7 protein-coding genes are annotated in these 26,514 nt (G+C 38.4%); 4 read left to right on the top strand and 3 right to left on the bottom strand.

Annotated features, from left to right (window positions below; translation table 11 throughout):
- Positions 1-13: 13 nt before the first annotated feature.
- Both DM558_RS14315 and DM558_RS14310 read right to left on the bottom strand, forming a co-directional pair.
- Entirely contained in the window at positions 14-16,966 is a 16,953-nt protein-coding gene (locus DM558_RS14315; protein WP_127164565.1) for a non-ribosomal peptide synthetase, read from the bottom strand.
- A gap of 441 nt (positions 16,967-17,407) precedes the next feature.
- The gene (locus DM558_RS14310) at positions 17,408-17,992 is read right to left on the bottom strand and encodes a HutD family protein (protein WP_127164564.1); all 585 of its coding nucleotides are present in this window, start codon (positions 17,990-17,992) and stop codon (positions 17,408-17,410) included.
- Between the two features lie 184 nt (positions 17,993-18,176).
- On the opposite strand from DM558_RS14310, the gene DM558_RS14305 reads away from it, so the two are divergent.
- The 3 genes from DM558_RS14305 to recD all read left to right on the top strand — a co-directional run bounded on the left by DM558_RS14305 (position 18,177) and on the right by recD (position 24,252).
- The gene (locus DM558_RS14305) at positions 18,177-18,473 is read left to right on the top strand and encodes an antibiotic biosynthesis monooxygenase family protein (RefSeq protein WP_267128184.1); all 297 of its coding nucleotides are present in this window, start codon (positions 18,177-18,179) and stop codon (positions 18,471-18,473) included.
- Positions 18,474-18,562: 89 nt separating this feature from the next.
- Entirely contained in the window at positions 18,563-22,216 is a 3,654-nt protein-coding gene (gene recB / locus DM558_RS14300) for an exodeoxyribonuclease V subunit beta (RefSeq protein WP_127164563.1), read from the top strand.
- Positions 22,213-24,252 carry an exodeoxyribonuclease V subunit alpha gene (gene recD / locus DM558_RS14295; protein ID WP_127164562.1) on the top strand — a complete coding sequence of 680 codons (2,040 nt, stop codon included), beginning with the start codon at positions 22,213-22,215 and terminating at the stop codon, positions 24,250-24,252. The genes recB and recD overlap by 4 nt, the downstream gene beginning before the upstream one ends.
- Here recD and DM558_RS14290 read toward each other — a convergent pair.
- Complete coding sequence (locus DM558_RS14290; RefSeq protein ID WP_109703901.1) at positions 24,241-25,602, bottom strand: amino acid permease; 1,362 nt, start codon at positions 25,600-25,602, stop codon at positions 24,241-24,243. The genes recD and DM558_RS14290 overlap by 12 nt on opposite strands.
- Positions 25,603-25,782: 180 nt before the next feature.
- On the opposite strand from DM558_RS14290, the gene DM558_RS14285 reads away from it, so the two are divergent.
- Positions 25,783-26,229, top strand: a complete 447-nt coding sequence (locus DM558_RS14285; protein WP_127164561.1) for a GNAT family N-acetyltransferase — start codon at positions 25,783-25,785, stop codon at positions 26,227-26,229.
- The last annotated feature ends 285 nt before the right edge of the window (positions 26,230-26,514 follow it).

Below are 26,514 nucleotides of genomic sequence, written 5' to 3'. Positions count from 1 at the left end.
GTTTATCCCTAATTTATACTTCGTATTGAGACCAATCGTCATCTATTGCTTCAACATCATCAGAAACGCTGTGATTACTAACATAAGTCAAATCACCTATCGTTAAATCATGCGAATCTTTATGACATAGGCACGTTAGTTGCTCTAATATCAATACATAGGTATCAACATAAGAAACAATGGTTTGGCGTTCAAATAAGCTGGTTGCAAAATTAAATATGCCTGTAATGGATTCTGCTGAGTCGTCAATCATGGTAGTTAAATCAAATTTAGCCACGGTTTGCTTTAGATAATCCTCAATGTTATACAGTGTTACCAGATCATTCACACCACTTTCTTTCATTTCACCAAAAGATTGCAAACTAAACATTACTTGGAAAATAGGATTTCTCGACAAGTCTTGTTCAATTTTTAACTCACTCACCAATAAATCAAAAGGTAAATCTTGATTCAGCTGTGCTTGAGTAATCGACTCTGCCACGTTATGGATAAAGTCAACGAGTGATACTTCGCGATCAACTTGTTGCCTTAACGCTAATGAGTTCACAAAAAATCCAATTAATGACTCCACTTCATGGATGTTCCTATTCGCCACAGGAATACCCAACACGATGTCATCTTGGTTTGAATAGGCCATCAATAAAAGATAATAACCACTGAGCAATAAGCTATTGAGACTAATATCTAGGTTTTTTGCTACTGTTCGCAAATCTCTACTCACGTCAATACTTAAACTGAAGCTAACATTATCACCACTAAAATCGGCCCGTGCAGGTCTAGGCTTATCTAAAGGCAGTGCTAACATTCGATAATCAACTAATTTATTTTTCCAAAAATCAAGCTGATCACGTGCCTTTTCGCTGGCTAAATAAGCCCTTTGCCATAACGCGTAGTCTTTGTATTGAATAGGTAATTCTTGAGGTAAATAGCTTAATGCCTCTTCTGTTTTACCCTGTTGCAACAACAAGTAATAATGGTAAAACTGATCCATTTCCCTGATTAAAATATCAGCTGACCAACCATCAAACGCGATATGATGCACTACAATGCTCATATAATACTTATCTGCTACTTGATACAGCGTTACCTTAATCGGGTATTCACGGTCTAGCTTAAACAGGTAATTAATATCGGCCAATAAGCGTTGCTTTAACTCATCTTCGCTTGCAACATTCACACTATTTATTTCTAAAGGTGAGACTTCATCATCAATAATTTGCTGATAAGCATTGGCTTCATCGTTCTTTTTAATCACCGTGCGAAGCACTTGATGGCGATGAATAATTGCTCGTAAGGCCTGAATAAAAATCGCTTTATCCGTCGAAAGCTCTAATGCTAACAAGATAGGGATATTATAAGCACTACTTCCCCCTTGGAATGACTCAATAAACCAAAGTCTTTGCTGAGCAAACGATAGCAGTTCTTGCTCTGGCCTTTCAACCACTACAGGGTTAATAGTAATGCTTTCAGAAACACCTGTTGTTAAAAGATAATGGGCTAATTTTCTAATCGTTTTATGAGTAAAAATAACCGCAATCGGAAGTTCACTACCAAACGTTTTTTTTACTAAATTAGCCAGTTTAATCACTAAAATACTGTTACCGCCCAACTCAAAGAAGCTATCCTCTACGCTGACATTGTAAGCCTCTAGTTTTAAGACCTCAGCAAACAAGCCTCTTAATTGAACCTCTGTATCATTAATGGGTTCAACTAAATTTTTCTGATAGTTAAGCATAGGGTCTGGTAGTTTTCTTTGGTCTAGCTTGCCATTTAACGTATAAGGGAAATCATCCATATACACATAGCTACTTGGTAACATATAGTCTGGTAGATATTGAGCAAGGTATTCATTTAAATGATCCTTATCAATCTCATGATCAGCCACATAATAAGCAGCAATGTAGGCTTCACCACTGGGATATTTACGCGTTAATACAGCTACTTTTTGAATGATGTCATAACCAGAAAGCTTGTTCTCTATCTCTGCCAACTCAATACGTAGCCCTCTGATTTTCACTTGAAAGTCGTTGCGGCCTATGTACTCAATATCACCATTGGCTAAATACTTAACAACATCACCACTCTTATACACACGGTGATTAATGTCTTTTTGCTTATCTTCCTCTGTTCTAAATGGGTTAGATAAAAAACGCTCTTTTGTCAGTTCAGGATTATTTAAATAACCACGCCCGACCCCAACACCACCAATGTATAACTCACCCAATGCGCCTATCGGCAAGAGTTTCATATACTCATCAGCAAGGTATAAGCGGTCATTCGCCACTGCCTTACCAATATTAGTATTCTTATCACCTAGCTTAAAGCAATGAGTATTAGAGCCCACAGAGATTTCCGTTGGACCATACATATTAAAGACAGTGATACCTTTTTGCAGATAACTTTCAACTACTTCGGCATTAGCTACCTCACCCGCAACAATTAATGTCTTAAGCGGAATAATATTTTCTTTATCGAGTAATACCGGTGGAATATATCCCATATCGATGTTGTTATCTTTAACCGCCTGTTTTATTTTTAATAAATCAGTCCGCTCCTCACCAGTTAAAATGTATAAACAGTGTCCTTGCAATAAAGTTGAGTAAATATCGAAAACATGGGCATCGAAAACATAATTAGAAATCCATAAAATATTTTTTTGATTCCCTTTATCAAATAATAGACCCATTCGACAAGAAACGGACCAAATGAAGTTAAGCACTGTTGTATGCTCTATCATTACCCCTTTAGGCAAACCTGTTGTACCACTGGTATAAATAACATACGCCAACTGATGAACACCTACAGCAGGTAGGTTTTTATCTGTCATGGATCCTAGTGCTTTAATAACCTCTTCACAATCAATCCCTAATAAAACGACAGAATCGGTATCAACCAACTGACTTAATGTATTGATATAGGCCTGATTGGTTAAAATAACCGTCATTTGAGTATCATTAATAATGTGCGATACTCTTTCCGTAGGCGCATCAGGGGCAATGGGTACATACGCCGCACCAGCTTTCATGACAGCCAACATCGCAATAATCATTAGCTCAGAGCGATCTAAATAAAGGCCTATCATCGCTTCAGGGTCTAATTGGCACTGCTCTTTTAAATAATGCGCTAATTGGTTAGCACGGGTATTGAGCTCATGATAGCTCAATGACCGTCCGTTACATACCAAGGCTATGCACTCTGGTATTGCAGCAGCATGCTCTTCAAAGAGACTATGAAGTGTTTGATTTGCAGGATAAGGATAGTCCGTTTTATTCCACTGGTGAATGATTTGATTAAACTGCGCCTCAGTTACATAGTTTAATTCTTTTATAGGTGCCTCTAAGAAAACGCTATCTGCAAACTGACTTAATAACACTTTATAAGTCTGTGCAAACGAGTCAATTGTTGGCTTATTAAATAACGCCGTGGCATAGTTAAATGTTCCCGACAATTGACCATCTATATCTTTCAACACCAAGCTTAAATCAAACTTAGCTACTTTAGGCATAATCTCATGGTAAGGTTCAAATAGCCGAGATACTTCCTCCATTTGATCTTTACCAAAAGACTCCATCCCAAAAGTCACTTGGAAAATAGGATGTCTAGAAGGATCTTTATCTAGCTTAAGCTCTTCTACTAATCGCTCAAAAGGCAACTCTTGATAAGCCTGGGCCTCGGCAATAGCCGTACCCACTTGCTTAATAAACTGTTGCAGGGTTTGCGTTTTATCAATCTGTTGACGTAATGCTAGCGTATTGACAAAGAAACCGATCAAGTTTGCAATATCACTGTAATTACGGTTTGCAATAGGCGCACCCACCACAATATCTTTTTGATTACTAAAGACACCTAACATCAAGTAATAAGCACTGAGTAATACACTGTATAAAGTCACACCCAGTTTTTTGGCTATCTTATGCAGGGCTTCACTTAACTCAGCATCAAGTTCAAAAACAAAATCTTCGCCCTGATAATTGACTTTAGGAGGTCTTACGTTGTCTGTAGGTAAGTTAAGTGTTTCAAAGTCAGTGAGTTTATTAACCCAATAGGCTTTTTGTTGATTTAAAAAATCACCACTTAAATGATTCTTTTGCCAACGCGCATAATCTTTGTATTGCAAATTGAGCGCAGGCATGATGTATTTTTGAGCTGTTTCATAAGCACCAACCGCTGCTGACTCAAAATAATAATAGTGATTAATGACTTCATTAATGAAAATATCTGTCGACCATCCATCAAAAGCGATGTGATGAACAACCACCGTCATATAATGACTATTTTGCAGGCGATAAACAGTTGCTTTAATCGGATATTCAACCGCTAAATTAAAGATATGATTAATAGCACTTTCAAGAGCATTGTCCAACTCTTTACGAGACTCTAAAGTGACACTATCAATAACTAATGGATAGTCTAAAACCTCTTGATAACCCTCGCCTAAATCATTTTCTTTAATTAAACTTCTGAGCACCTCATGGCGATTCATCACCGTTTGCAAGGCTAACTGTAGGCGGCTAATATTTACCTGATCTTTTAGTTTAAAAACCATCGGAATATTATAAGCGTTGCTGCCTTTTTCATATTTTTCAATAAACCATAATCGCTCTTGTGCAAAAGATAAGATTTTCTCTTGCTCGTTTATTGATTGATCAATGGTAATCCCCTTCTCTACGCTCTCATCACTCTGTAATTTTTGTGCAAGCATTTTTACTGTTGGACAATTAAACACATCAACCAACTGTAGAGAACCTAATGCTGATTTGTTAATGAGGTTCACTAACTTAATCACCAAAATACTGTCACCACCTAACTCAAAAAAGTTATCCTCGATGCCTATTGTAGACACTGGCTGTGCCAATACCTTAGCAAATAAACCACAGAGGGATACTTCCAGAGAGGTTTCTGGTGCAACATAACGCGCTTCATCGCCACCAAATGCCGCATCAGGCAATGCTTTTCGATTAACCTTGCCACTTGGTGTTAATGGGAATTCGGTTAAACCAATAAAAACTGACGGAATCATGTAATCCGTCAAATACTGGCTAAGGTGCGCTTTAAGCTCTTCTTCTACAATAGGTTCATTGGCTAAATAATAAGCTACAAGGTATTTATTACCTGAGCTATGTTCTTTAGCCACCACAATAGCTTGCTTAATGGTAGGGTATGCACTAATTCTTGATTCAATTTCACCCAGCTCAATTCTAAAGCCACGAATTTTTACTTGGAAATCGTTGCGCCCAACAAAATCTAAACACCCATCTTCTAAATAGCGGACTAAATCACCCGTTTTATAAAGCCGATCGTTGTAGCCACTGTCTTTTTCTTGCTGAGTCTGATAGGGGTTATTAATGAAGCTCTTATGCGTCAAATCAGGATTATTTAAATAACCGCGCGCCACCCCGTCGCCACCAATATATAACTCACCTAATACTCCGACAGGTACAGGCTGTAACGAGGTATTTAATACATAAATACTGGTATTACTAATGGGTCGACCAATACTATTACTGTAATGCGTTGCCGTATTGAGCTCAGTAGTTGACCAAATCGTGGTTTCTGTTGGCCCATAAACATTGAGTACACCAGCTAACTCATGCCCTGTAAAGAATTTATCAAGTAGCTGATGAGTAACAGGCTCCCCCCCCGCTAAAACATACAACTGAGGGTTATTAAATGTTATTTTATCAAGGCAGGCTGACCATACACTCGGTGTCATTTGAATAAAGCTGTAATCTGCCGTATTGATCTTCTCAAAATCACTGGTGGCTAGCTCAATAAAACCGCCTGAGAACAACGGCAAGCCATATTCAAGCCCCCAAATATCAAAAACATAATTAGTGATTGAGAAGGTATCAACCTTAGGCAACTCATTAAAATAAGTATTTTTGTAATGATAAACTAAATTAATATATGCACGTTGCTCAATCATCACCCCTTTAGGGTTGCCCGTTGTACCACTGGTAAATAATACATAGGCAAGATTATTTGATTTTGTCTCTGTGCTAGGCTTCGTATTGGTATAGTTTTTTGCCAACCACTGCCAATAGCTTTCATCATCAATCAACTCAAGCTGAAGTGCTGAACTTAAGAGAGAATCAAATCGGTGTTGGTTAGCATGATCCGTAATCACCGCCTTAGCATTGGTTTGCTCTAAAATATAAGCAAAACGATCATCCGGTGCATGCACATCTATAGGCACATAAGCACCACCCGCCTTTAAGATAGCCAGAATAGAAATGAGCATGAAGGGCGAACGATCTAAACAGATAGCCACAATATCATCAGGTTTGATCTGATATTTCGTTTTTAAATGATTCGCTAATAAGTTTGTTTGCTCATCTAACTGACGATAAGAAAGCGTTGTATCCTTATGTTTTATTGCTATTGCATCAGGCGTTATTGCCGCTTGATCGACAAACAAACTACTCATAGTTTTATCTTTTGGATAATCCTTTTGGGTCTTATTCCAATCAACAATCACCTTGTTATAGTCAGCATTGGTTAAATACTGGAAATTATTCTCAGTAATAAATGGATTAGCCAATAATTGTTTAAGCAAGCCATTAATACCCGTCAACAGCTTAGCAATGGTACTTTCGCTAAATAGCTCACCCGCATACCTTAACTTCATAATAAGGCTTGCATCTGCTTCATACGCTGTAATCGCTAACGGATAATCCATTTTTTCTTGAATGGCATTAAAGTACAAGCCAAGAGGATTATCTTGGCCTTCATCTGGCGCTGGGTAGTTTTCAAAAATAAACAACGAATTAAATAACCGTTGTCCATTTTTTTGTAACTTCACCAACTCAACATGGCTACGATTATTAACTTCATTAATCGAGTTTTGTAGCTCAACTAATTTATCTGTGACCATTTTTTCGCTGTGCGTTAACACAACAGGCAAGGTATTAATAAATAATCCAACGGACTGTTCAATGTCGTCCACAGGGATGTTACGCCCCGATACGGTCATACCTAAAACACTGGTTTGCGTATTGCCGTAAATACTTAATAACTTATGCCAACAATACTGCATCACTGCATTAAGGGTAATACCATGACTATGGCATAACTGTTTTAATGCTTGATAATCAAGATTTTTTATCGCTAACTCTTGTTCTTTAGGCTCTTTAATATGCTTATAATCAGATAACTTAATTGATTTTAAGACAGGTTTTAACAGTGCGCTTAAGTCCTCTGCTTCTTCTAGTTGCCCTAAATAATCATCCCAGAACTGCTTATCTTGCTGATCGTGTTCCTGTAAATAAGCTTGTGCCTTTAAATAACTCTTATCAACACTGAGTTCAGGCGTATGGCCATTTAATAACTGTAAATAAAGATCATGTACAAACGTTATTAAAAGTGGATTACTCCATCCGTCTAAAATGGCATGGTGATTATTAAATACACACACAAAGTGATTCGCTTTTTGCTTAATCAGCGTAATTCTAAACAAGCCACTCACACCTAAATCATAGCCCTGTGCTCTGTCTGCCAAAAGAATCTCATTTACTTCATTTTGCTGAGCTGCAACGGTTTGATCTGTTAAGTCAATAAAACGCCATGAGAGTTGGCTTTGCTTATCAATCACTTGTACAATTTCTTCATCCCAAGAGAATCTTAAACGTAATACGGGGTAATGTTGCTGCGCAAGTAACCAAGCCTTTTGCAATAACGGTGTATTCAATTCACGATGGTACTCCCATACCATCTGTGTTCTATACGCCTCATCTTTATCGCCTTGGCTTAATGCATGGTATACAAAACCTTGTTGCAAGCTATTGGCTTTATAAACTGCTTCCAACTCTTGGTTTTCTTGCAATTTATCTAATAAGGATTTAGAAATAATCGAGTCGATATCAGACAGCGTTAAATAATGATGTTTTTCGGCTAATAACGCATTAATTAACTGTTGCAGGTGTTCTTTATAAGATTCTGCTAGCAAGTCTAACTGATCAACTGATAACTTACCGGCAATCGAAAATGACAACGTATTATCAATCACAAGACCATTGATATTTAATACTAAATCATCCGTATTTTGGGTAGAAACGCTAACACCGGCATCTTCACGGGTAAAATACCAGCTTTGCTCTTGTGCTTCTGTAGTAAAATTACCTAAATAGTTAAACGCTATTTTAGGCAGTGTTCGATGACAATAACCCTCTATTGCACCATAACCAACACCGTGATCAGGAATCGTTCTTAATTGGTCTTTTACAGATACTAGTAACTGTTTTACATCTGTTATATCTGCTGACAATAACACGGGATAGAACGACGTAAACCAGCCAACGGTACGATTAATATCAACTTGCTCGTCAATTTCCTCACGCCCATGCCCCTCTAGAAGTACAGCATATTTACCTAAGTGGAAGCATGACTCTAATGATAAAGTTAACGCAGTTAATAGCAAATCATTAATTTGTGTTTGATACACATCGTGCACATCTCGCATGATATGACGTGTTTGCTGTTCTGTTAAACGTAGCTGAACCAATGAAGTTGAGGCGGTGGCTTTCTCTATTAAATAGCGATTAACTGCTTCGCCCTCAGCCATAATATTTTGCCAATAGTCCACTTGTGATTGTTGAGCTTGTGCATAACGTGCTAATGCATCACTCCATTGGCGATAACTTGTTCCCTTTGCCCCTAGAATATGTTCAGCAGTGACTGTTTCAGCCTCTTCTGGATGCTCTACAAGGTATTGATAAATCAGCTGCAGATGGTCTTTAATAATACGCAAGCTCACCGCATCAACAATCAAGTGGTGCAATGTAATATGTAAGCGTGCACGGCCATCCTCGTAATCGGCTAAATAACCTATATGGTAAAGCTGACCTTTTTCAATATTAAAATGTGCTTGCCACTGCGTGAAAAGCTTAGCTTGCTGTTCAGACGATGCATAGTCTTTAACCGATACCGCAGTAAAGCCAATAGCGGCTATGTTTTCTTGATAGCTTTGCTCATAACCAAACTCAGCCCGTTGATTTGCTGTAAACACCATCCGCAAAGCATCGTGATAGCTCACAAGCTTCGCTACGGTAAGCTTAAGCAACTCACTATTTAAGGTTGGAACATTCACAACTACCGATTGGTTCCAATGATTAGGGGCGTTATAAAGTCCCTTTTTGGTTTGATCAAAGAACCATTCTTGAATAGGTAGTAATGTAATATTACCTGATAAAGCCCCTTGCTCAGTAATAATATTGACGTGCCCTTGCGAGGAGACTTTTTGTGCTAATGCTTTAACGGTGCGACTCGCGAAAACTTCTTTCACAGAGACTTTAGCATTAAGCTGTTGGCGAATACGACTAATCAACTGGATACAACTAATACTATCGCCACCTAATCTAAAGAAATCATCTTCAATACCAACGCTATCAGAATCAATACCTAGAACATCTGCAAATAACTGACACAGCTTGAGCTCAAGCTCATTGGTTGCTGCCACATACTGTGTTGACTGTGTCATAACAGGGTTCGGCATTTTATGACGATCTAACTTTCCATTCACCGTTAATGGGAATGAATCCATGGCAATAAATGCCATGGGGATCATGTAATCAGGTAAATACTGTTTTAAATAAGCAACAATGGCTTCTTCGCTAATAACCTTATCTGCCACATAATAAGCCACAAGCAGCTTATTAGCTCCTTGATCAAGCACTAACACCGCAGATTTTTTGATACCATCAAAAGAAGACAGTTTCGCTTCGATTTCACCTAGCTCAATTCTAAACCCACGAATTTTTACTTGGAAATCAGCACGACCAATATATTCAAGCGTTCCATCAGCCATTAACCTTGCTAAGTCACCTGTTTTATAGAGCCTGTCATTATAATGTTGCTGTTTCTGCTCAGCCGTTTGGAATGGATTATTAATAAAACGTTGTTCTGTTAACGCTGTATTATTGAGATAACCTCGTGTTACACCATATCCCCCAATATACAACTCACCTACCACGCCAGCAGGAACATGGCGCAATGCAGGGTCAAGTAAATACGAGGTATAGCTAGGTAATGCACTACCAATTAAAGAGGCAGCACCTAAATCATCAGCGACGAGTTTTTTATAAGTCACATGCACCGTTGTTTCAGTGATACCGTACATGTTAATTAAACAAGGTTGATCATCTTTATAGAGCTGATACCAAGGTTTTAATTGGGTGAAGTTTAATGCTTCACCACCAAAAATCACATAACGAAGTGCGTTTAATCTGCTTGCTTTATCTTTAGCTACCTCAATAAACTGATAAAACGCACTCGGTGTTTGATTCAATACCGTAACGGATTCTTTAATGCATAAATCATAAAACACATCAGTGTCTTTAACGGTATCCGCATCAGGAACTAGCAACTTACCACCAAACAGCAAGGCACCCCAAATTTCCCAAACACTAAAATCAAACGTATAGGAATGGAAAAGTGTCCAGACATCTTGATGATTAAAATGATAAAGCTCATCCGTACAAGTGAATAAGTTAATCACATTACGGTGCTCAACCATCACTCCTTTAGGCTGACCCGTTGTACCACTGGTGTAAATAATATATGCCAAATCACTTGGCGTGACGTTATCAATGGGCTTTTGCTCTGCAAAACTATCTGCCAACATTTGCTCAAACGTTAGCTCATCAATGGCTTTAACATCAACATGCGCTGGTAAAATCTGTTGTAAATGTACTTGATTTACTCGATCAACCAAAACCACTTTAGATTGGGTGTCTTCAACCATGAAGCTTAGACGCTCTGTTGCTGCCTTAGGATCCATTGGTACATAAGCCGCACCTGCTTTTAATACAGCTAAAATAGCCACTAGCTGATAGGTTGAACGTTCTAAGCACAATGCTACAAAATCATTGGGTTTAAGCGCATATTGGGTTTGTAAATACGCTGCTAACCGATTCGATTTGTCCTCTAACTCACGGTAAGTTAACTGCTGATTTTGTGACTTAACGGCCACACAATCCACATGTTCTGCCACTTGCTTCGCAAACACGGTATTGATGGTTTGCGCAGGCGTTGATGATTGCGGATAGGTATTTCTTTCAACAAACTGTTGATATTCATTAGGCTGTAAATAGCTAAAGGCATTAGCTTTAATGTCAGGACAGGCTAACAGTTGTGAAAGCAGCAGTGGGAAACGCGCCATCAATAATTCAATTGCTTTACTCTCGAACAATTCTCCAGCATATTGTATTTTTATGCTGACTTGTTGATACAGTTCATGCACAGTAACAACCAAAGGATAATCTTGTTTTTCAATAGCTTTATTAAACTTAATGGCTAATTGATCACCCTTTTTAATATCTTCAGGCATTGGGTAGTTTTCATACACAAAGAGGGTATTAAATAAACGCTCACCCGCTTTTTGCAGTGTTACCAAATCAATATTACTGCGGTGATTTCCTTCGTTAATCGCTTCTTGCAACTGCTTAATTAAGGTAATGACCTCTACATCCGTATGGCTGAGAACAATCGGCAAGGTATTAATGTATAGCCCGACAGACTCTTCAATTCCTGCGAGCGGCAAGCTTCTACCTGCCACAGTCATGCCCACTACCGTAATATCACTACGGCTGTATAAACTCAACAATTTGTGCCACAAGTATTGTAATAGCGCATTAACTGTCACGCCGTGCGCCATACAAAAATCTTTCATGGCCACATAACGATCACTCTCAATAATAACAGTAGTTGATTGCGGTTCTTTAACTTCTTTATGCTCAGATAGCAGTACTTGCTTATGTTCTACTTTAAACAATGCACTTAAATTTTCTTGCTCTTTATCTTGAGCAACTTGTAAATACTCTTGCCAATACTTTTGTTGTGTTTGCTTATGTTGCTGTACATGAGCTTGCGCTTTCAGATAACAAGTATCTTCATTAATTGTAACCTTCTGGTTATCAAGCAATGCTAAGTAACTATTATGAACAAAGCTTAATAAAATAGGGTTACTCCAACCATCTAAAATAGCGTGATGATTATTAAAAATACAACGGTAGAAATTATCACTGTATTTAATCACGTACACTCTAAATAGGTTGCCCGCTGTTAAATCATAAGGTTCTTTAGTATCTTGTGCTAACACACGTTCAAAAGTATGTTGTTTTTCAGCTTCGGTTGTATTCGTTACATCAATAAAGCGCCAGTCAACCTCGCCTTTCTTATCAACTATTTGAATTAGCGTTTCATCCCATGAGAAACGTAATCTTAGAGACGGGTATTTTTGTTGTGTTAATTGCCATGCTTGTTTTAGCTTATCAACATCAATCGCGACATGATAATCCCATAAAAGCTGTGAGCGATAAGCCTCATCCTCATCACCCTGACTAATGGCGTGGTATATAAAACCTTGCTGTAAACTATTAGCCAGATAGATACTTTCAACTTCTCGGCTAGCTTGCAAGGTATTTAATAATGAAGCACTGATTCTATAATCAATATCTGACAACGTTAAATAATTACGCTTCTTCTGCGCCAGAGAGTTGACTATATTTTTTAACTGTTGCTCAAACGCTGAAGTAAAACGTTGTAATTGCTCCGCCGATAAACGGGCTGCCACTAAAAACTGTAATGCTTCATCAATGATGCCACCATTAAGTGCTAGCAGGCTATCATCCTTATTTTCTGGAGAACTATTAAGCCCTGCATGTTGGTCATTAATAAAACACCAACTTTGCTCATCATCTGTGCTATCAAACTGTCCTAAATAGTTGAAGCTAATGCTTGGTAGCGAGCTTTCTGAATAGCCTTTTAAAGCACCGTAACCTATACCACTGTTGGGAATACGTCTTAAATAATCCTTGGTATTAACAAGTGTCAATAAAGGATCATCGGCAACTACTGATAAAACAACAGGGTAAATACAGGTAAACCAACCCACTGTATTAGTAATATCAAGTGTTTCAATATCTGCTTGTCGCCCATGCCCCTCAACAGTAACAGCCAACCCTACCTGACCTGTCAATTGATGAATAGACAACGCTAATGCACAAAGCAGTAAATCATTAATTTGTGTATTAAAGACCTCAGGGATTGTTTGCGTTAATTGTTTTGTAAATGCTTTATCAAAAACAATTTTTTGCTCAGTGGTTTCTTCTAGTGCAATTGACTCAATGGCTTTATTGATAACACCTGCTCGTTGAGCAACGTCTGTCCAATGATTTTTTTCAAAAACCATGCCTTCTAAATTATCTGCCTGATAATTTTTTATCGCATTTGACCACTGGCGGTAACTACTGGTTTTATCCCCTAAGAGTTGTTCAACATTTGCCGTTTTGTCTTCAATTAATCCATCATAGATTTTTTGTAAATCGCTTTTGATAATGCGCCAACTGACAGCATCAATAATTAAGTGATGCACGATAAAATAGAGTTTCACACAGCGATTATTTTGATCTGTAATGCCTAATACTCTTAATAACGGAGGTTGACTAATATCAAAATCTGTATTTAAAATAGCTAGTTTTTCATCCAACAAACTGGGTGTTAAAGAGCTTTCATTAACAAACTCAATAGGTACGTTCTCCAGCGATTTATTATAAAACTGCTCAGCTTGATATCCTTCAGTCTTTATCGTATAAGACAATCGAAATGCATCATGATAATTAATTAATTTAGCCACCGCCTCTTGTAAGGTTGCCTTACACAATGAGGGGATCTGAAGCACAAAACATTGATTCCAATGGTTAACATTTTTGAAAGTTCCTCTCTTCCATTTATTGAAAAACCAAGCCTGAATAGGTAATAGAGGAACTAATCCTTCTAAAATACCTTGTTCTGTTTCAATGGACTTGAAGATCGTGCCTTGATTTAAATAAAAGTGATGACACAGTGACTTAATGGTACGACAACTAAAGATGTCATTAACACCAATATTAACGCCTAACTGCTGGCGAATACGGCTGACAAGCTGTATCCCTTTAATACTGTCACCACCAAGGCGGAAGAAATCGTCCTCAATACCTACTTGAGAAAGCTCTAAACCTAATACTTGTGCAAATAAGGCACAGAGTTTATGCTCCATTTCATTGGTTGGCGCTACATAATGGGTATTTGTTGAAAGCTGTGGTTCTGGAAGCGCTTTACGATCGATCTTACCACTCAACAACACTGGAAATGCATCCATAAAAACAAATACATTCGGTACCATATAATCAGGTAACGTTTGTGCTAAATGGGCGATTAACTCATTATTATTTAATGCTTGCTTGGCCACATAATACGCCGCTAGGTATTTGGCCTTAGTGGTAGGATTTTCCTTTACCAAAACCGTTACTTTATCTACTTCTGGGAAGGTCAATAAACGACTTTCTATTTCCTCAAGCTCAATACGAAAACCTCGTATTTTTACCTGAAAGTCATTACGACCCATATATTCAATAGAACCATCTTTTGTATAGCGCGCTAAATCCCCTGTTTTATAAAGACGATCGTTATAATGGCTAATTTTTTCCTCTTCTCTCTGGAAAGGATTGGCCATAAATGTCTGATCAGTTAGGGTAATATTATTTAAATAGCCTCGTGCTATACCAATCCCACCAATATAGAGCATCCCTGTAACACCAGCGGGAACAGGCTCTAAATATTGATTTAATATATAACAGGTAACGTTTCCTAAAGGACGACCAATGTTGGTATAACCATCCCCTATTTCATAATAGTGTAGGCTTGAGCAAACACTCCCTTCACTTGGACCATAGGCATTAATCACACAGGTCCCTTGCTTGCGGTAACTGTCCATAATGCTTGGATGTGTCACATCCCCTGCAACCACTAACGTTTGCAAAGCAAGTAGTGAGTCTTTATCCAATAACACAGGAGGAATAGTCGCAATCGCAATTCGGTTAGTAGCAATATACTGCTGTAATGCCTGAAAATCTAAACGCTTTTCTTCTTCTAAAATAAATAGCGTATGACCATTAACAATTGCCGTATAAATCTCAGACACATGGGCATCAAACACATAATCAGAATACCACAAGCAATGTTGTCCCAAGCCCTTTTCAACAAGACCAAATGACTTGCCCTGCATAACAGATAAGTTCATTAGCCCTTTATGCTCAATCATTACCCCTTTAGGTGTCCCTGTAGTACCACTGGTATAGATGACATAAGCCAAATGCTTAGGGAACACATTCACTAAAAGGTTATGTGTTGAATAATTCTCTGCTAAAGACTCCGGCGTGTGTTGTTCAAGAATAACGGCAGGGGTTTCTGATAATAATTGAGTAAATCGCTCTTGATAAACCTCGTTAGTTACAATGCCTTTAGCATTGGCATCTGTAACAATAAAAGCGATCCGCTCATCAGGTGCAGACGGAGAGATTGGAACATATGCAGCCCCTGCCTTTAATACCGCCAGCATACTGATGAGCATCAGCTCCGAGCGGTCTAAGCAAAGCGCAACAATGTCATTGGCTTCTAATGAAAGCTTATCTTTTAAATAAGCCGCCAATAAATTAGCACGTTTATTTAACTCTTGATAAGACAAACGTTGATCTTTATAAACAACAGCCGTCTGATCAGGTATTTTTTCAACTAACGACTCAAAATGCTCAATGATAGTATCATTTAAAAAATCAGTAGAATACGTCGTATTGTATTGATAAACCAAAAGATCTCTGGTTTGCTCATCCAATAAACTTAAGTCTTTAATAGCCGTATCGGCTTGATTACTTGACAAAAGCGCAACGATTTGACGGAATAAATACTGATAAATGGATACCAGTTGCTCAATCGCTTTTGCATCCAATACATCACGATCAAACCTAATCCTATAGTTAATCTTACTGTTATGCTCTTGCTGTTCAAAAAGTAAAGTACTGACAAGGTCAATATGAAAATCATGGTTCACTTCGCCATCAATCACACCATTTAAGCCGCTTTGATGGTCGCGAAAAAAGGTTTGTGCAAAGGCTACATCCAATACATTAGCCGCATCAGCGTATTGTACGATTTCCTTGATCGGTAGGTATTTTGCTTTTGTTTGCTTTTGTTCTTTGAAGTAGGACGTCGTATAATCCATTAACGACTTAAGAGTTGTCTCTTGATCAAACCGATAATCAATTAACATTGTATTGATATGTGAACCATACATTAACTCTTTAGCTTCTGTGAATGCGATAGGATAAGCCAATGCTAGCTCATTCTTATTAGTTAATTTATGGAATACAATCGCTAATACCATTTGCCCTAAAATATAGGGGGTTATCTTATATTGATACCTTAGTTTTTTAACTTGATTATATGTTTCTTCATCAAAACTAAACATATACTCATCAACAACGCGACGTAAAGTCGACGGTGTAGTATCTTTCTTTTTCAAAAAGCCTAGGTCGATTCCCTCGATACCTTGTAAATGCTTTTTCCAAAAATCAACAATCGTTTCTTTATGCTCTACTAATAACCCTTTAAAATATTGATTAACTTCCTCATGAAGAGCTCTTTGCTGATTCATGGAGAAGTTATCGTAAGTAATTCCATTATAATTTTTTCTAAACTTATCCCATATTTCAGCTGTACTCACACCATCAACAACAATGTGATGCAGGATAAAAATCATTCGATACTTTTTATCTGACAACCGAATCAGATGTACCCGCATGTACAAATCATTTTCAAGATCAAAAGGGGCAGAAATAATGTTGTAAATTTCTTGATCCGAGAGAGGGGTAGGATGATAAATTGCAATACTTTTTGCAGGTTTCCTCGGCTTCCAATAGATTTCATCATCCTGATCACAAATACTGTGAGATAGAATAAAGTGCTCATTAGCTACTGCTAAAAAACTCTGGTTAACTTTATTAAAGTCAATTTCACCTTCAACATTGTTATCTATGACAATACTATAATCACTACGTAGTGGATTTTGTAGCCATTCATAGTAAAAAATCAATTGGTAAGGTGTTAATTTTACTTTTGCTTTGTCCTGAATAACCACTTCAGTCTCTGTTGACATAACCCTGTAATCTCTTATCAAACAAATTCCCTGTTAGACTAATAAATATCAACAACTTCAGCTAACTGTCCATTTAAGCAATAGCGATATTTATACATATTCCTGACAATACATAACTACCAATAACTTTTAATATTGATAGTATAAAGATAAGCCAGAAGCCAGAATAAATTTTAAAAACCTTTCATTGAAGGCTTCATTAAGTAATTTAATATAATACCTATTGACCAAACAATAACGACCTAAGTCTAATATTTTTAAAACACTAAAAATGATATATATTGTTTTAAACTGATATGAACCACATGAAAAATAAAGAAGAGGAGATACAAAAAAAGCCATGCGAAATTAAATTCATACAAATTTAACTCCACACTTTAAAAAAATTGTTCAGACTATCTATGACTTGCTAAGCTTTTTTTAATAACTTACAAAGGCTTTTTAAGCATTTCTAAAAAGCTCTACAACACAAGCATGATCTGTTGGTAAAAAACCTGCAATGGTAATTTCTTGTCCGCCTGATGTAATATAAGTGTCATAATTATCTAACGGCTTAGGAATATCACCAGTTCTTTGTACCGTAATTTTAGGTGCAGAACAAAAAATCAATAACGTATCAGCCATAGAAGCAAAAGTTTTGGGTTCAAGCCCCACATCACACCATTGATAAGCTCCTGTATAAAGATCATCGTTATACAATAAACTTAAATCTTTTACTGGCCCTAACGGTAAACTAACCATAGTTACGCTATCAGCATCCACTCGGACATGCTCATGAATTTTGAGAGTATTTTCGAACTGGCTGTTAATAACAACATCCGCGACCGTTCCCTCTAATACAGAAAAAACTCTCATAAACCCAGGAAAAGGAGGTAGTGCTCTTTGTTGCACATCTTCTATCGCAAAGCGCCAATCAAACACTTCTTTGCTAGGCGAATCTTCATTCCTCGCAACTTCAGTACTTTTTCCTGTTGTACTTCTCCAATCCATTGGCTGATAATCTTTTAATTTTTTGATAATATCCATTAATACTTCCCTTAAAATCTATGAAATAACTTTATCGTTATTAACAATACTGTTTCGCAAAATATATAACAATTTCTTTATTATAACTCTATTAGCTAAAACTCGAACTATTATACCTTGTATTTTTTATCTACTATAATTCTGACAAATAAAACACAAAAGGATATAAAAGATGTACATAGCCATGAATCGCTTTAAAATAAAACAAGGTGAAGAGCAACGCTTTATTGAATTATGGAGAAACCGAGATAGCCAGCTTAAAGAAGTTCCCGGTTTTATTAACTTCAACCTTTTACAAGGATCAACCCAAGAGGGCTATACTCTTTTTGCCTCTCATGCCCAGTGGGAATCAGAAGAGGCATTCAAAAACTGGACACAATCAGAAGCCTTTCGTAAAGCTCACGCTAATGCGGGTAATCCAAGTACAAGAGAGATTTACTTAGGGCCTCCACAGTTGGAATGTTTTAATGCTGTGCTCTAATAAATGAATTGCATGCATAAATAAAATCACTCATGCCTTGTTTTTTTTGTAGAATAGCCAAGGCTATTCTACTGATAATATAATGACTTATGACACAACCACTTCCCTTCTCTTTAAACTTTCCACTACAAGGAAGTCAACTTATTGAGGCCAGCGCAGGAACAGGTAAAACATTTACCATCTCCACACTGTACCTGCGATTAGTGCTAGGACACGGAAGTGAGAAAACACGGTTTAATAAGCCACTATTACCACCAGAAATATTGGTAATGACATTTACTGAGGCGGCAACACAAGAGCTTCGTGATAGAATTAGAAGCCGACTATCAGAAGCTGCGCGTTATTTTCGTAATGAATTAGCAACACCCGATGAAATTCTCACCTGCTTACGTAATGATTATCTTGAAATGGAATGGCCAAACTGTGCACAACAACTTGAAATAGCAGCACAGTGGATGGATGAAGCATCGGTATCCACCATCCACTCATGGTGCCAACGCATGTTAAGAGAGCATGCATTTGATAGTGGCAACCTATTCCACCAACATCTAGAAACGGATCATAGCGAACTTTTAGCCAGTGTTATTCGAGATTATTGGCGAATTTTCTGCTATCCCATGACAGGACTAGCACTCGACTGGGTAAGAGAGCATTGGCAAACACCCGAGCATTTACAAAATAAATTACTTGATTTACTTGATACGGAACTACCCGTCATAACTCAGACACCTACAGCGCTTATTGAAACACAACTGACATTACAAAAAGAGCAATTAGCCGAATTAAAAAAACCTTGGCTAGTTTGGGCGGAAGAGTTGCGTTTACTATGCAATGAAGCTATTGCTAAAAAGCAAGTAGATAAAAGAAAACTACATGAGCGCTTTTATAATGATTGGTGCAATAAGCTCATTGTCTGGGCAAGTGATCCAGACCTTATTGACCTTAATCTAGCAGCAGGCTTTCAACGTTTAACAAAAGAAGGTTTGGAAGAAGCTTGGAAAGAAGGCACACCGCCTGATCATCCCGCATTAACGGCCATATCGACACTACGTCATTCCTTAAACAACTTACCTAACCCCACACTTGACTTACTAAGCCATGCGGTAAACTGGGTGAAGCAACGTTTTCATCAAGAAAAAATTCGTCGCGCTGAAATCGGCTTTGATGACTTACTGACCCGTTTAGATGATGCGTTACAGAGGTCATCGAGTAAACGCTTAGCCAAGGTTATTCGCCAGCAGTTTCCTGTTGCGATGGTGGATGAGTTTCAAGACACTGACCCCATCCAATACCGTATTTTAAGTAAAGTTTACCTAGAAGACGCAGAGGGAACTGGGTTATTTTTGATTGGCGACCCTAAGCAAGCTATTTATGCCTTTCGCGGTGCAGATATTTATACCTACCTACAAGCACGGCGACATATCGAACAACGACTTCATCAGCTTGATACTAACTACCGTTCTAGTCAAGCCATGGTTAATGCAACCAACCATTTATTTAACTATGCAGAACAACATAATAATCGCGGGGCATTTCTCTTTAAAACACCTGAAACCAATGCACTCCCTTTCCACCCCGTCAAAGCACAAGGAAAAAAAGATGCATTTGTTATCAATAACCAACAACAAACAGCATTAACCTTATGGTATCAAGAAACACCTGAGCCTTTAACTACAACACAGTACTATCTAAGCTTTGCAGAGGGCTGTGCAACCGAAATAGTCCGCCTACTGAATCTAGGCCAACAAAGTAAAGCAGGCTTTCAACAAGAAAAATATCTGCTCCCTTTGCGTCCATCTGATATTGCAATACTCGTACGCAGTGGGAAAGAAGCAAGAATTATTCGTGATGCACTCAGTGCACGTAATATTCGCAGTGTTTACTTATCAGATAAAGACTCTGTATTAGATACCCAAGAAGCACAAGATTTATTGCTATGGCTTGAAGCCTGCTACCAACCCGAAAATGAATATTTATTAAGAGCAGCGCTCGCCAGTGCGACACTTAACTTATCGTTACAAGAATTAGACAGTTATAATCTGCATGAGAATATTTGGGAGCAACGAATTCTCCAGTTTAGGGACTACCAATCGCTTTGGCGCGCACAAGGGGTATTGCCCATGTTACGCCGCCTGTTACAAGACTTTGAGTTACCCGAACGCTTATTAAGCAACTCACAAGAAGGGGAAAGAAAACTCACTAACTTATTACATCTAGCTGAATTACTGCAACAAGCGGCTAATGAGTTAGATGGTGAACAAGCGTTGATTCGTTATTTGGCCGAAAGACTCTCCGAAAACAAGACACAAAATAATGAATACATTGTTCGTTTAGAGAGTGATGAACAGTTAGTTAAAGTTATCACCATTCATAAATCCAAAGGGCTTGAATACCCACTCATTTTTTTACCTTTTATTTGCTCTTTCAAAGCCGTGAATGGCCATTTTTTACCCATTCGTTACCACGATGAGCGAGGAAAACAACAAGTTTCCCTTTTTAGAAAGCCAGAGATTATCCAACAAGCCGACCAAGAGCGTTTAGCAGAAGATCTGCGCTTACTTTATGTTGCTATAACCCGCGCCAAATACAGTTGCTGGTTAGGCATTAGTGATTTAAAACAGGGAAACACGAAGTCTTCTGTTTTACATTTATCTGCCCTTGGCTACTTACTTAATAATGGTCTAGCACTTGAAGACAGCAACCAACTCACTGCCTGTTTATCGAAGCTAACCGAGGGTTGTCAGAATATTCAGCTCCAACCATTACCCGAACCCACCGCGCTGACTTTTAACGAACAGCCGCTCACAACAACAAAACCTCAAGCCAGAGAAATGGAAAAAGCTATTTCCCGTTTTTGGTGGATCTCATCTTATAGCTCATTACAATTAGCTGCCAAAAACATCAATCCACTTGATGAACAAACCACACCACCTGAAACGGCTACCAACCAAAACCTATTGGATGATGATACACAACCATTGTCGTTAGTTAACACCGTGATGACACAAGATATTCATGGCTTTCCTAAAGGCGCATTAGCGGGTACTTTCTTACATGATATTTTAGAGTGGGCAGCAGACAAAGGGTTTCAAGCCGTTTTGGCTACCCCAGAAGAAACGCGCGACATTATTGCTAGGCGCTGTAATATCAGAGGCTGGGAGCATTGGATTGATATTTTACATAGGTGGCTACAAGATTTTTTAAAACAACCGCTACCTCTTTCTAATACAACGGCCTGTTTAGCCGAACTCTCCTATTACCTTTCAGAAATGGAGTTTATGTTTGCTAGCCACTACCTTAATCTGGAGCAATTGGATCAGTTGGTTAGTCACTACATTCTCCCCGATCAAGTACGCCCCAAACTTGAACCGGGTATGCTAAATGGTATGTTCAAGGGATTTATTGACTTAACGTTTGAGTACGAAGGACGCTATTATATAGCAGACTATAAATCAAACTGGTTAGGTGAAAATAATGCAGCTTATACCACACAAGCTATTCAAGAATCCATGTTAACTCATCGTTATGACTTGCAGCTTGCACTGTATCAACTGGCGTTACACCGCCAGTTAACCGCTCGTCTCCCCCAATATGATTATGAACAACATACCGGTGGTATACTCTATCTCTTCTTACGAGGGATACACAGCCAAACAAACGGGGTATTTTATGAGCGTGCTCCATTTGAACTCATTGAAAAGTTAGATCGGTTGTTTGCAAAGAAAACGAAAGGTAATGTATGAAGTTAAACCCTCTACTACCCATCCCATTACAGCAACTTGAACAAACAGACCAATGGCTAACGTTGCGCCCATTAAACTCGAACACAGATATGTTATTGGTTTTACAGCTTTGGGTAAGCGCAGGTTGGTTACGTCCTTTAGACCATGCATTTACTGCCTTTTTGGCGGAGCAAGAGCCAACCGTCACACCCACGGTATTACTAGCTGCTGCATTAACCAGTTATCAACTAAGCCATGGGCATGTGTGCTTAGATTTGGCTTTGTCAATTGAACAGCCTGCTTTTACTTTATCGTTAACTCATCAGTTTCAACAGCAACCTTGGTTTCCAAGCCAGCTACTCAAGCAAATTAAACTCCATGAGTGGCAACTGGCTATTGAAGACAGTCGCCTTGTTTCGACGGGAGAACAACAAGCTCCATTGGTATGGCATAACGGTAGACTCTATCTATGGCGTTTTTGGTATTATGAAAAACTATTAACAATCCATATTAATCAACGACTCAATACAACACTTCTACCCCCAAAAGATTTATCAGCACGCTTAAATAAGCTCTTTAACAATAATAATGATAAACCTGATTGGCAAAAAATCGCTTGTGCCATCGCTACGCGAACAGCTTTTAGCATTATTACTGGCGGTCCTGGCACAGGGAAAACAACCACCGTTATCCGCTTACTTGCGCTTTTACAAACACCGGCTGTAGAAGCCGGAAAACCACTTAACATCCAACTTGCTGCCCCCACAGGGAAAGCTGCTGCAAGACTCTCAGAATCTATAGGAATGCAAGTTGCCTCCTTGAAGATTGATGAGCAAGTAAGGTCTTACATTCCAACCAGTGTGAGTACACTGCATCGCTTACTCGGAAGCCGGCCTGATACTAGACATTTTCAACACAATAAAACTAATCCGTTAGCCTTGGATATTTTAATTATTGACGAAGCCTCCATGATTGATCTGGAATTATTTGCTCATTTACTCGAAGCACTTCCCACACAAGCTCGGCTTATCTTACTGGGTGATAAAGACCAATTAGCCTCCGTAGAAGCAGGGGCTGTTTTAGGTGACTTATGTCGCAATGCAGAGCAAGGCTTTTACAGCCCCGAAACTCTGAAATGGCTGGAAACAACCACGGGGGAAGCGCTTAATTCGTTACCATTAAAAGCCGGCAATAACCAACAGCACCCGCTAGCCCAACAAACTGTTATGCTACGCCACTCCCGACGCTTTGCTAGTGATAGCGGTATTGGCCAGTTAGCACAACAAGTAAATACAGGCAATATTAAGCAGGCACGTCATTTATTAGAAAAGACCTCAAATGATTTGAGGCATTTAATGCTTAATCAGCCTAATGACAAAGCCTTTGAACAATTCATTTTACAGGGTAGCCAACCTCATGACGGTTATCATCACTACCTAACAATTTTGAAAAAACAACGCCCTAACAATACAACGCCCATTTACGACCCTGCTTGGAAACAATGGGCTAATCAAGTACTCAGTGCTTTTAATCAATTCCAAGTGTTGGCTGTACTACGTGAGGGAATTTGGGGGGTGAGTGAGCTCAATAAACGTATTGCTTACCATCTATATCACCATGGCTATATTAACCATTTTGATGGTTGGTACGAGGGGCGCCCCGTACTAATCACGCATAATGATTATGCGCTGGGCTTGATGAATGGCGATGTGGGGATCACCCTTGCATTCCCTATTGAAAACGCACCAGAACAAACCGTTCTGAAAGTAGTGTTCCCTTATAATGATGGCACTCAAAATTTAAGAGAGGTTTTGCCAAGCCGTTTAAGCTCGGCAGAAACTGTTTTTGCTATGACCGTACATAAATCCCAGGGTTCTGAGTTTTCACATACAGCTCTCATTCTTCCTGACCAACTAAATCCTGTTCTAAATAGAGAGCTACTTTATACGGCTATTACAAGAGCACGACACAAGTTCACCCTAATTGAAAGCCAACAACGTATTCTTGATGAGGCCATCAAACGGCAAACTGTGCGCTTAAGTGGTTTAGCTTTTTAATGCTTTATTTTTAACAAATAAAGTATACGCAACCACCAATAAAACAACCCACACACACCCAACGTATAAAGCAATACGAGAATCTTTAAAAACACCTAAGAGTACGACGACAAACACCATAAACAGTGTTGTTAATATAGGAGCTATCGGCCAGAAAGGGACAGGAAATTTAAGCTCAGCGACTTCTTGTTTAGTCATCTTACGGCGCATCATTAGGTGCGAGCATAAAATCATCAACCACACCCATACTGTTGCAAATGTTGCAATGGAAGCAACCAACATAAAAACATCTTTAGGAATAAGGTAATTTAAATAAACACCAACCCCTAAAGCCACAGATAATACAATAGCTGTAACCCAAGGTACGCCGTGCTTGTTAACTTTTAAAAAGGCCTGTGGGGCTTGTTTATTTTTTGCCATACCATACATGACACGGCCTGCACCAAAAACATCGCTATTAATCGCTGAAACAGCCGCTACAATCACAACCACATTTAAAATATGAGGCGCATACGGAATACCCAGTTTTTCGAAAATAGTCACAAATGGGCTACCTTCTAAACCAATTTCATTCCATGGGAACAGCGACATTAAAATAAATAAAGTAAATACATAGAAAAATAAAATTCTAAAAGGAACTGCATTAATTGCCTTAGGAATTGTCTTTTCTGGACTTTCCGCCTCACTGGAAGTGACCCCGATAACCTCAACACCACCAAAAGCAAACATGACAATGGCAAGCGAAGCAATCACCCCCATAATGCCATTGGGCATAAAGCCACCGTTTGTCCAAAGGTTGCTAATGCCTATGGGATGCCCCAAATTAGAACCGATTAATAGTAAAATACCTCCACCCACAATCATCGCAATGATGGCCAATACTTTCACTAAACAAAGCCAAAACTCCATTTCACCAAAAGCTTTAACATGAAATAAGTTAATGCCACCAATTAATAAAATAACCGCCAATGCCCAGATCCACTGATCAACGAAAGGAAACCACACCCGCATGTAAATACCAAATGCCGTGACATCCGCAATACAAACCACCACCATTTCAAAGGTATAAGTCCACCCTGTAATAAAGCCAGCCATTGGACCTAAATACTTGGTAGCATAGTGACTAAAAGACCCAGAAACAGGGTCACGAACAGACATTTCACCGAGCGCACGCATCATCATAAAAACAGCAGCACCACCGATAAAATAGGCTAATAGCACGGCAGGGCCAGCCATTTGAATCGCTTTGGCTGAACCATAAAAAAGCCCTGTACCAATGGCAGAGCCTAACGCAATAAATAAAATATGTCGCGCTGTTAAGCCACGCGCTAGTTGAGAAGTATTGCTCATTCCGCAGTTCCTAAGTCTCTTTTTCGTTTTTAATAATTAATTATTTGATAGTTATCTGTCTATAATCTTGCAATAATATCATTAATACAAGTTGTTCTCTTTATGAACATGGTATTTTTTTACATACTTTCTTAATCTCTATCAATTTAACTGACTGTTAATTATCGCTCAGGATATCTTATGATAAAAACTATTTGGTTGGATTTACATCACGCCCAACTGACCACGACACAACTCTATCAAGTATTACATTTACGTAATGAAGTTTTTATTGTAGAACAACAGTGTGTTTACCAAGATATTGATAATTTAGACCTAATGGGTGATAACCGCCATTTGTTAGGCTTACAAAATAATCAATTGGTGGCCTATGCCCGAGTATTAGTCAGTCCGTCAAGCTTATCTATCGGTCGAGTCATTACTGCGCCCAACTCACGAGGACAAGGCCTTGGCAATGAACTATTAAAACAAGCTTTAATCGTATGCGAAACACATTGGGATAATCATTACTCCATTTACTTATCCGCGCAAGCCCACTTACAAAAATTTTATGGATCATTTGGCTTTATCGCTGAAGGTGATATTTATGATGAAGATGGCATACCTCATATAAAAATGAAAAAATAATCCTAGCCAGAGCTAAACAACAAAAGACAATTTGAAAAACAACTTATTTTTGTCATAATTTTAATCATCTTCTTGATTTAACACTACACTCAGTAGTGCATCTACTTATGCAGGTCAATATGCTAACTGCCGCATTAGCAGGCGGTGTAATAGCGATGATTATTGGTAAAATAGGTATTGCTCAAGTGAATACCATCATGATGAAAACCATACCTAAAATTACATTTTAAATGGTCATCTCCATCATTCTCTCAGAGATACTTATTAGATCAATATTATTCTAAT

Origin of the sequence: Entomomonas moraniae, from assembly GCF_003991975.1 — a bacterium.
Taxonomy (GTDB): domain Bacteria; phylum Pseudomonadota; class Gammaproteobacteria; order Pseudomonadales; family Pseudomonadaceae; genus Entomomonas; species Entomomonas moraniae.
The sequence above is the reverse complement of the archived record's forward strand: the minus strand, read 5'-3'. Positions and strand labels throughout refer to the sequence as shown.

Coding starts and splice junctions, on each gene's coding strand:
- DM558_RS14290 (WP_109703901.1), bottom strand. CDS start 25,602: ATGAGCAATACTTCTCAACTAGCGCGTGGCTTAACAGCGCGACATATT.
- DM558_RS14315 (WP_127164565.1), bottom strand. CDS start 16,966: ATGTCAACAGAGACTGAAGTGGTTATTCAGGACAAAGCAAAAGTAAAA.
- DM558_RS14310 (WP_127164564.1), bottom strand. CDS start 17,992: ATGGATATTATCAAAAAATTAAAAGATTATCAGCCAATGGATTGGAGA.
- recD (WP_127164562.1), top strand. CDS start 22,213: ATGAAGTTAAACCCTCTACTACCCATCCCATTACAGCAACTTGAACAA.
- DM558_RS14285 (WP_127164561.1), top strand. CDS start 25,783: ATGATAAAAACTATTTGGTTGGATTTACATCACGCCCAACTGACCACG.
- recB (WP_127164563.1), top strand. CDS start 18,563: ATGACACAACCACTTCCCTTCTCTTTAAACTTTCCACTACAAGGAAGT.
- DM558_RS14305 (WP_267128184.1), top strand. CDS start 18,177: ATGAATCGCTTTAAAATAAAACAAGGTGAAGAGCAACGCTTTATTGAA.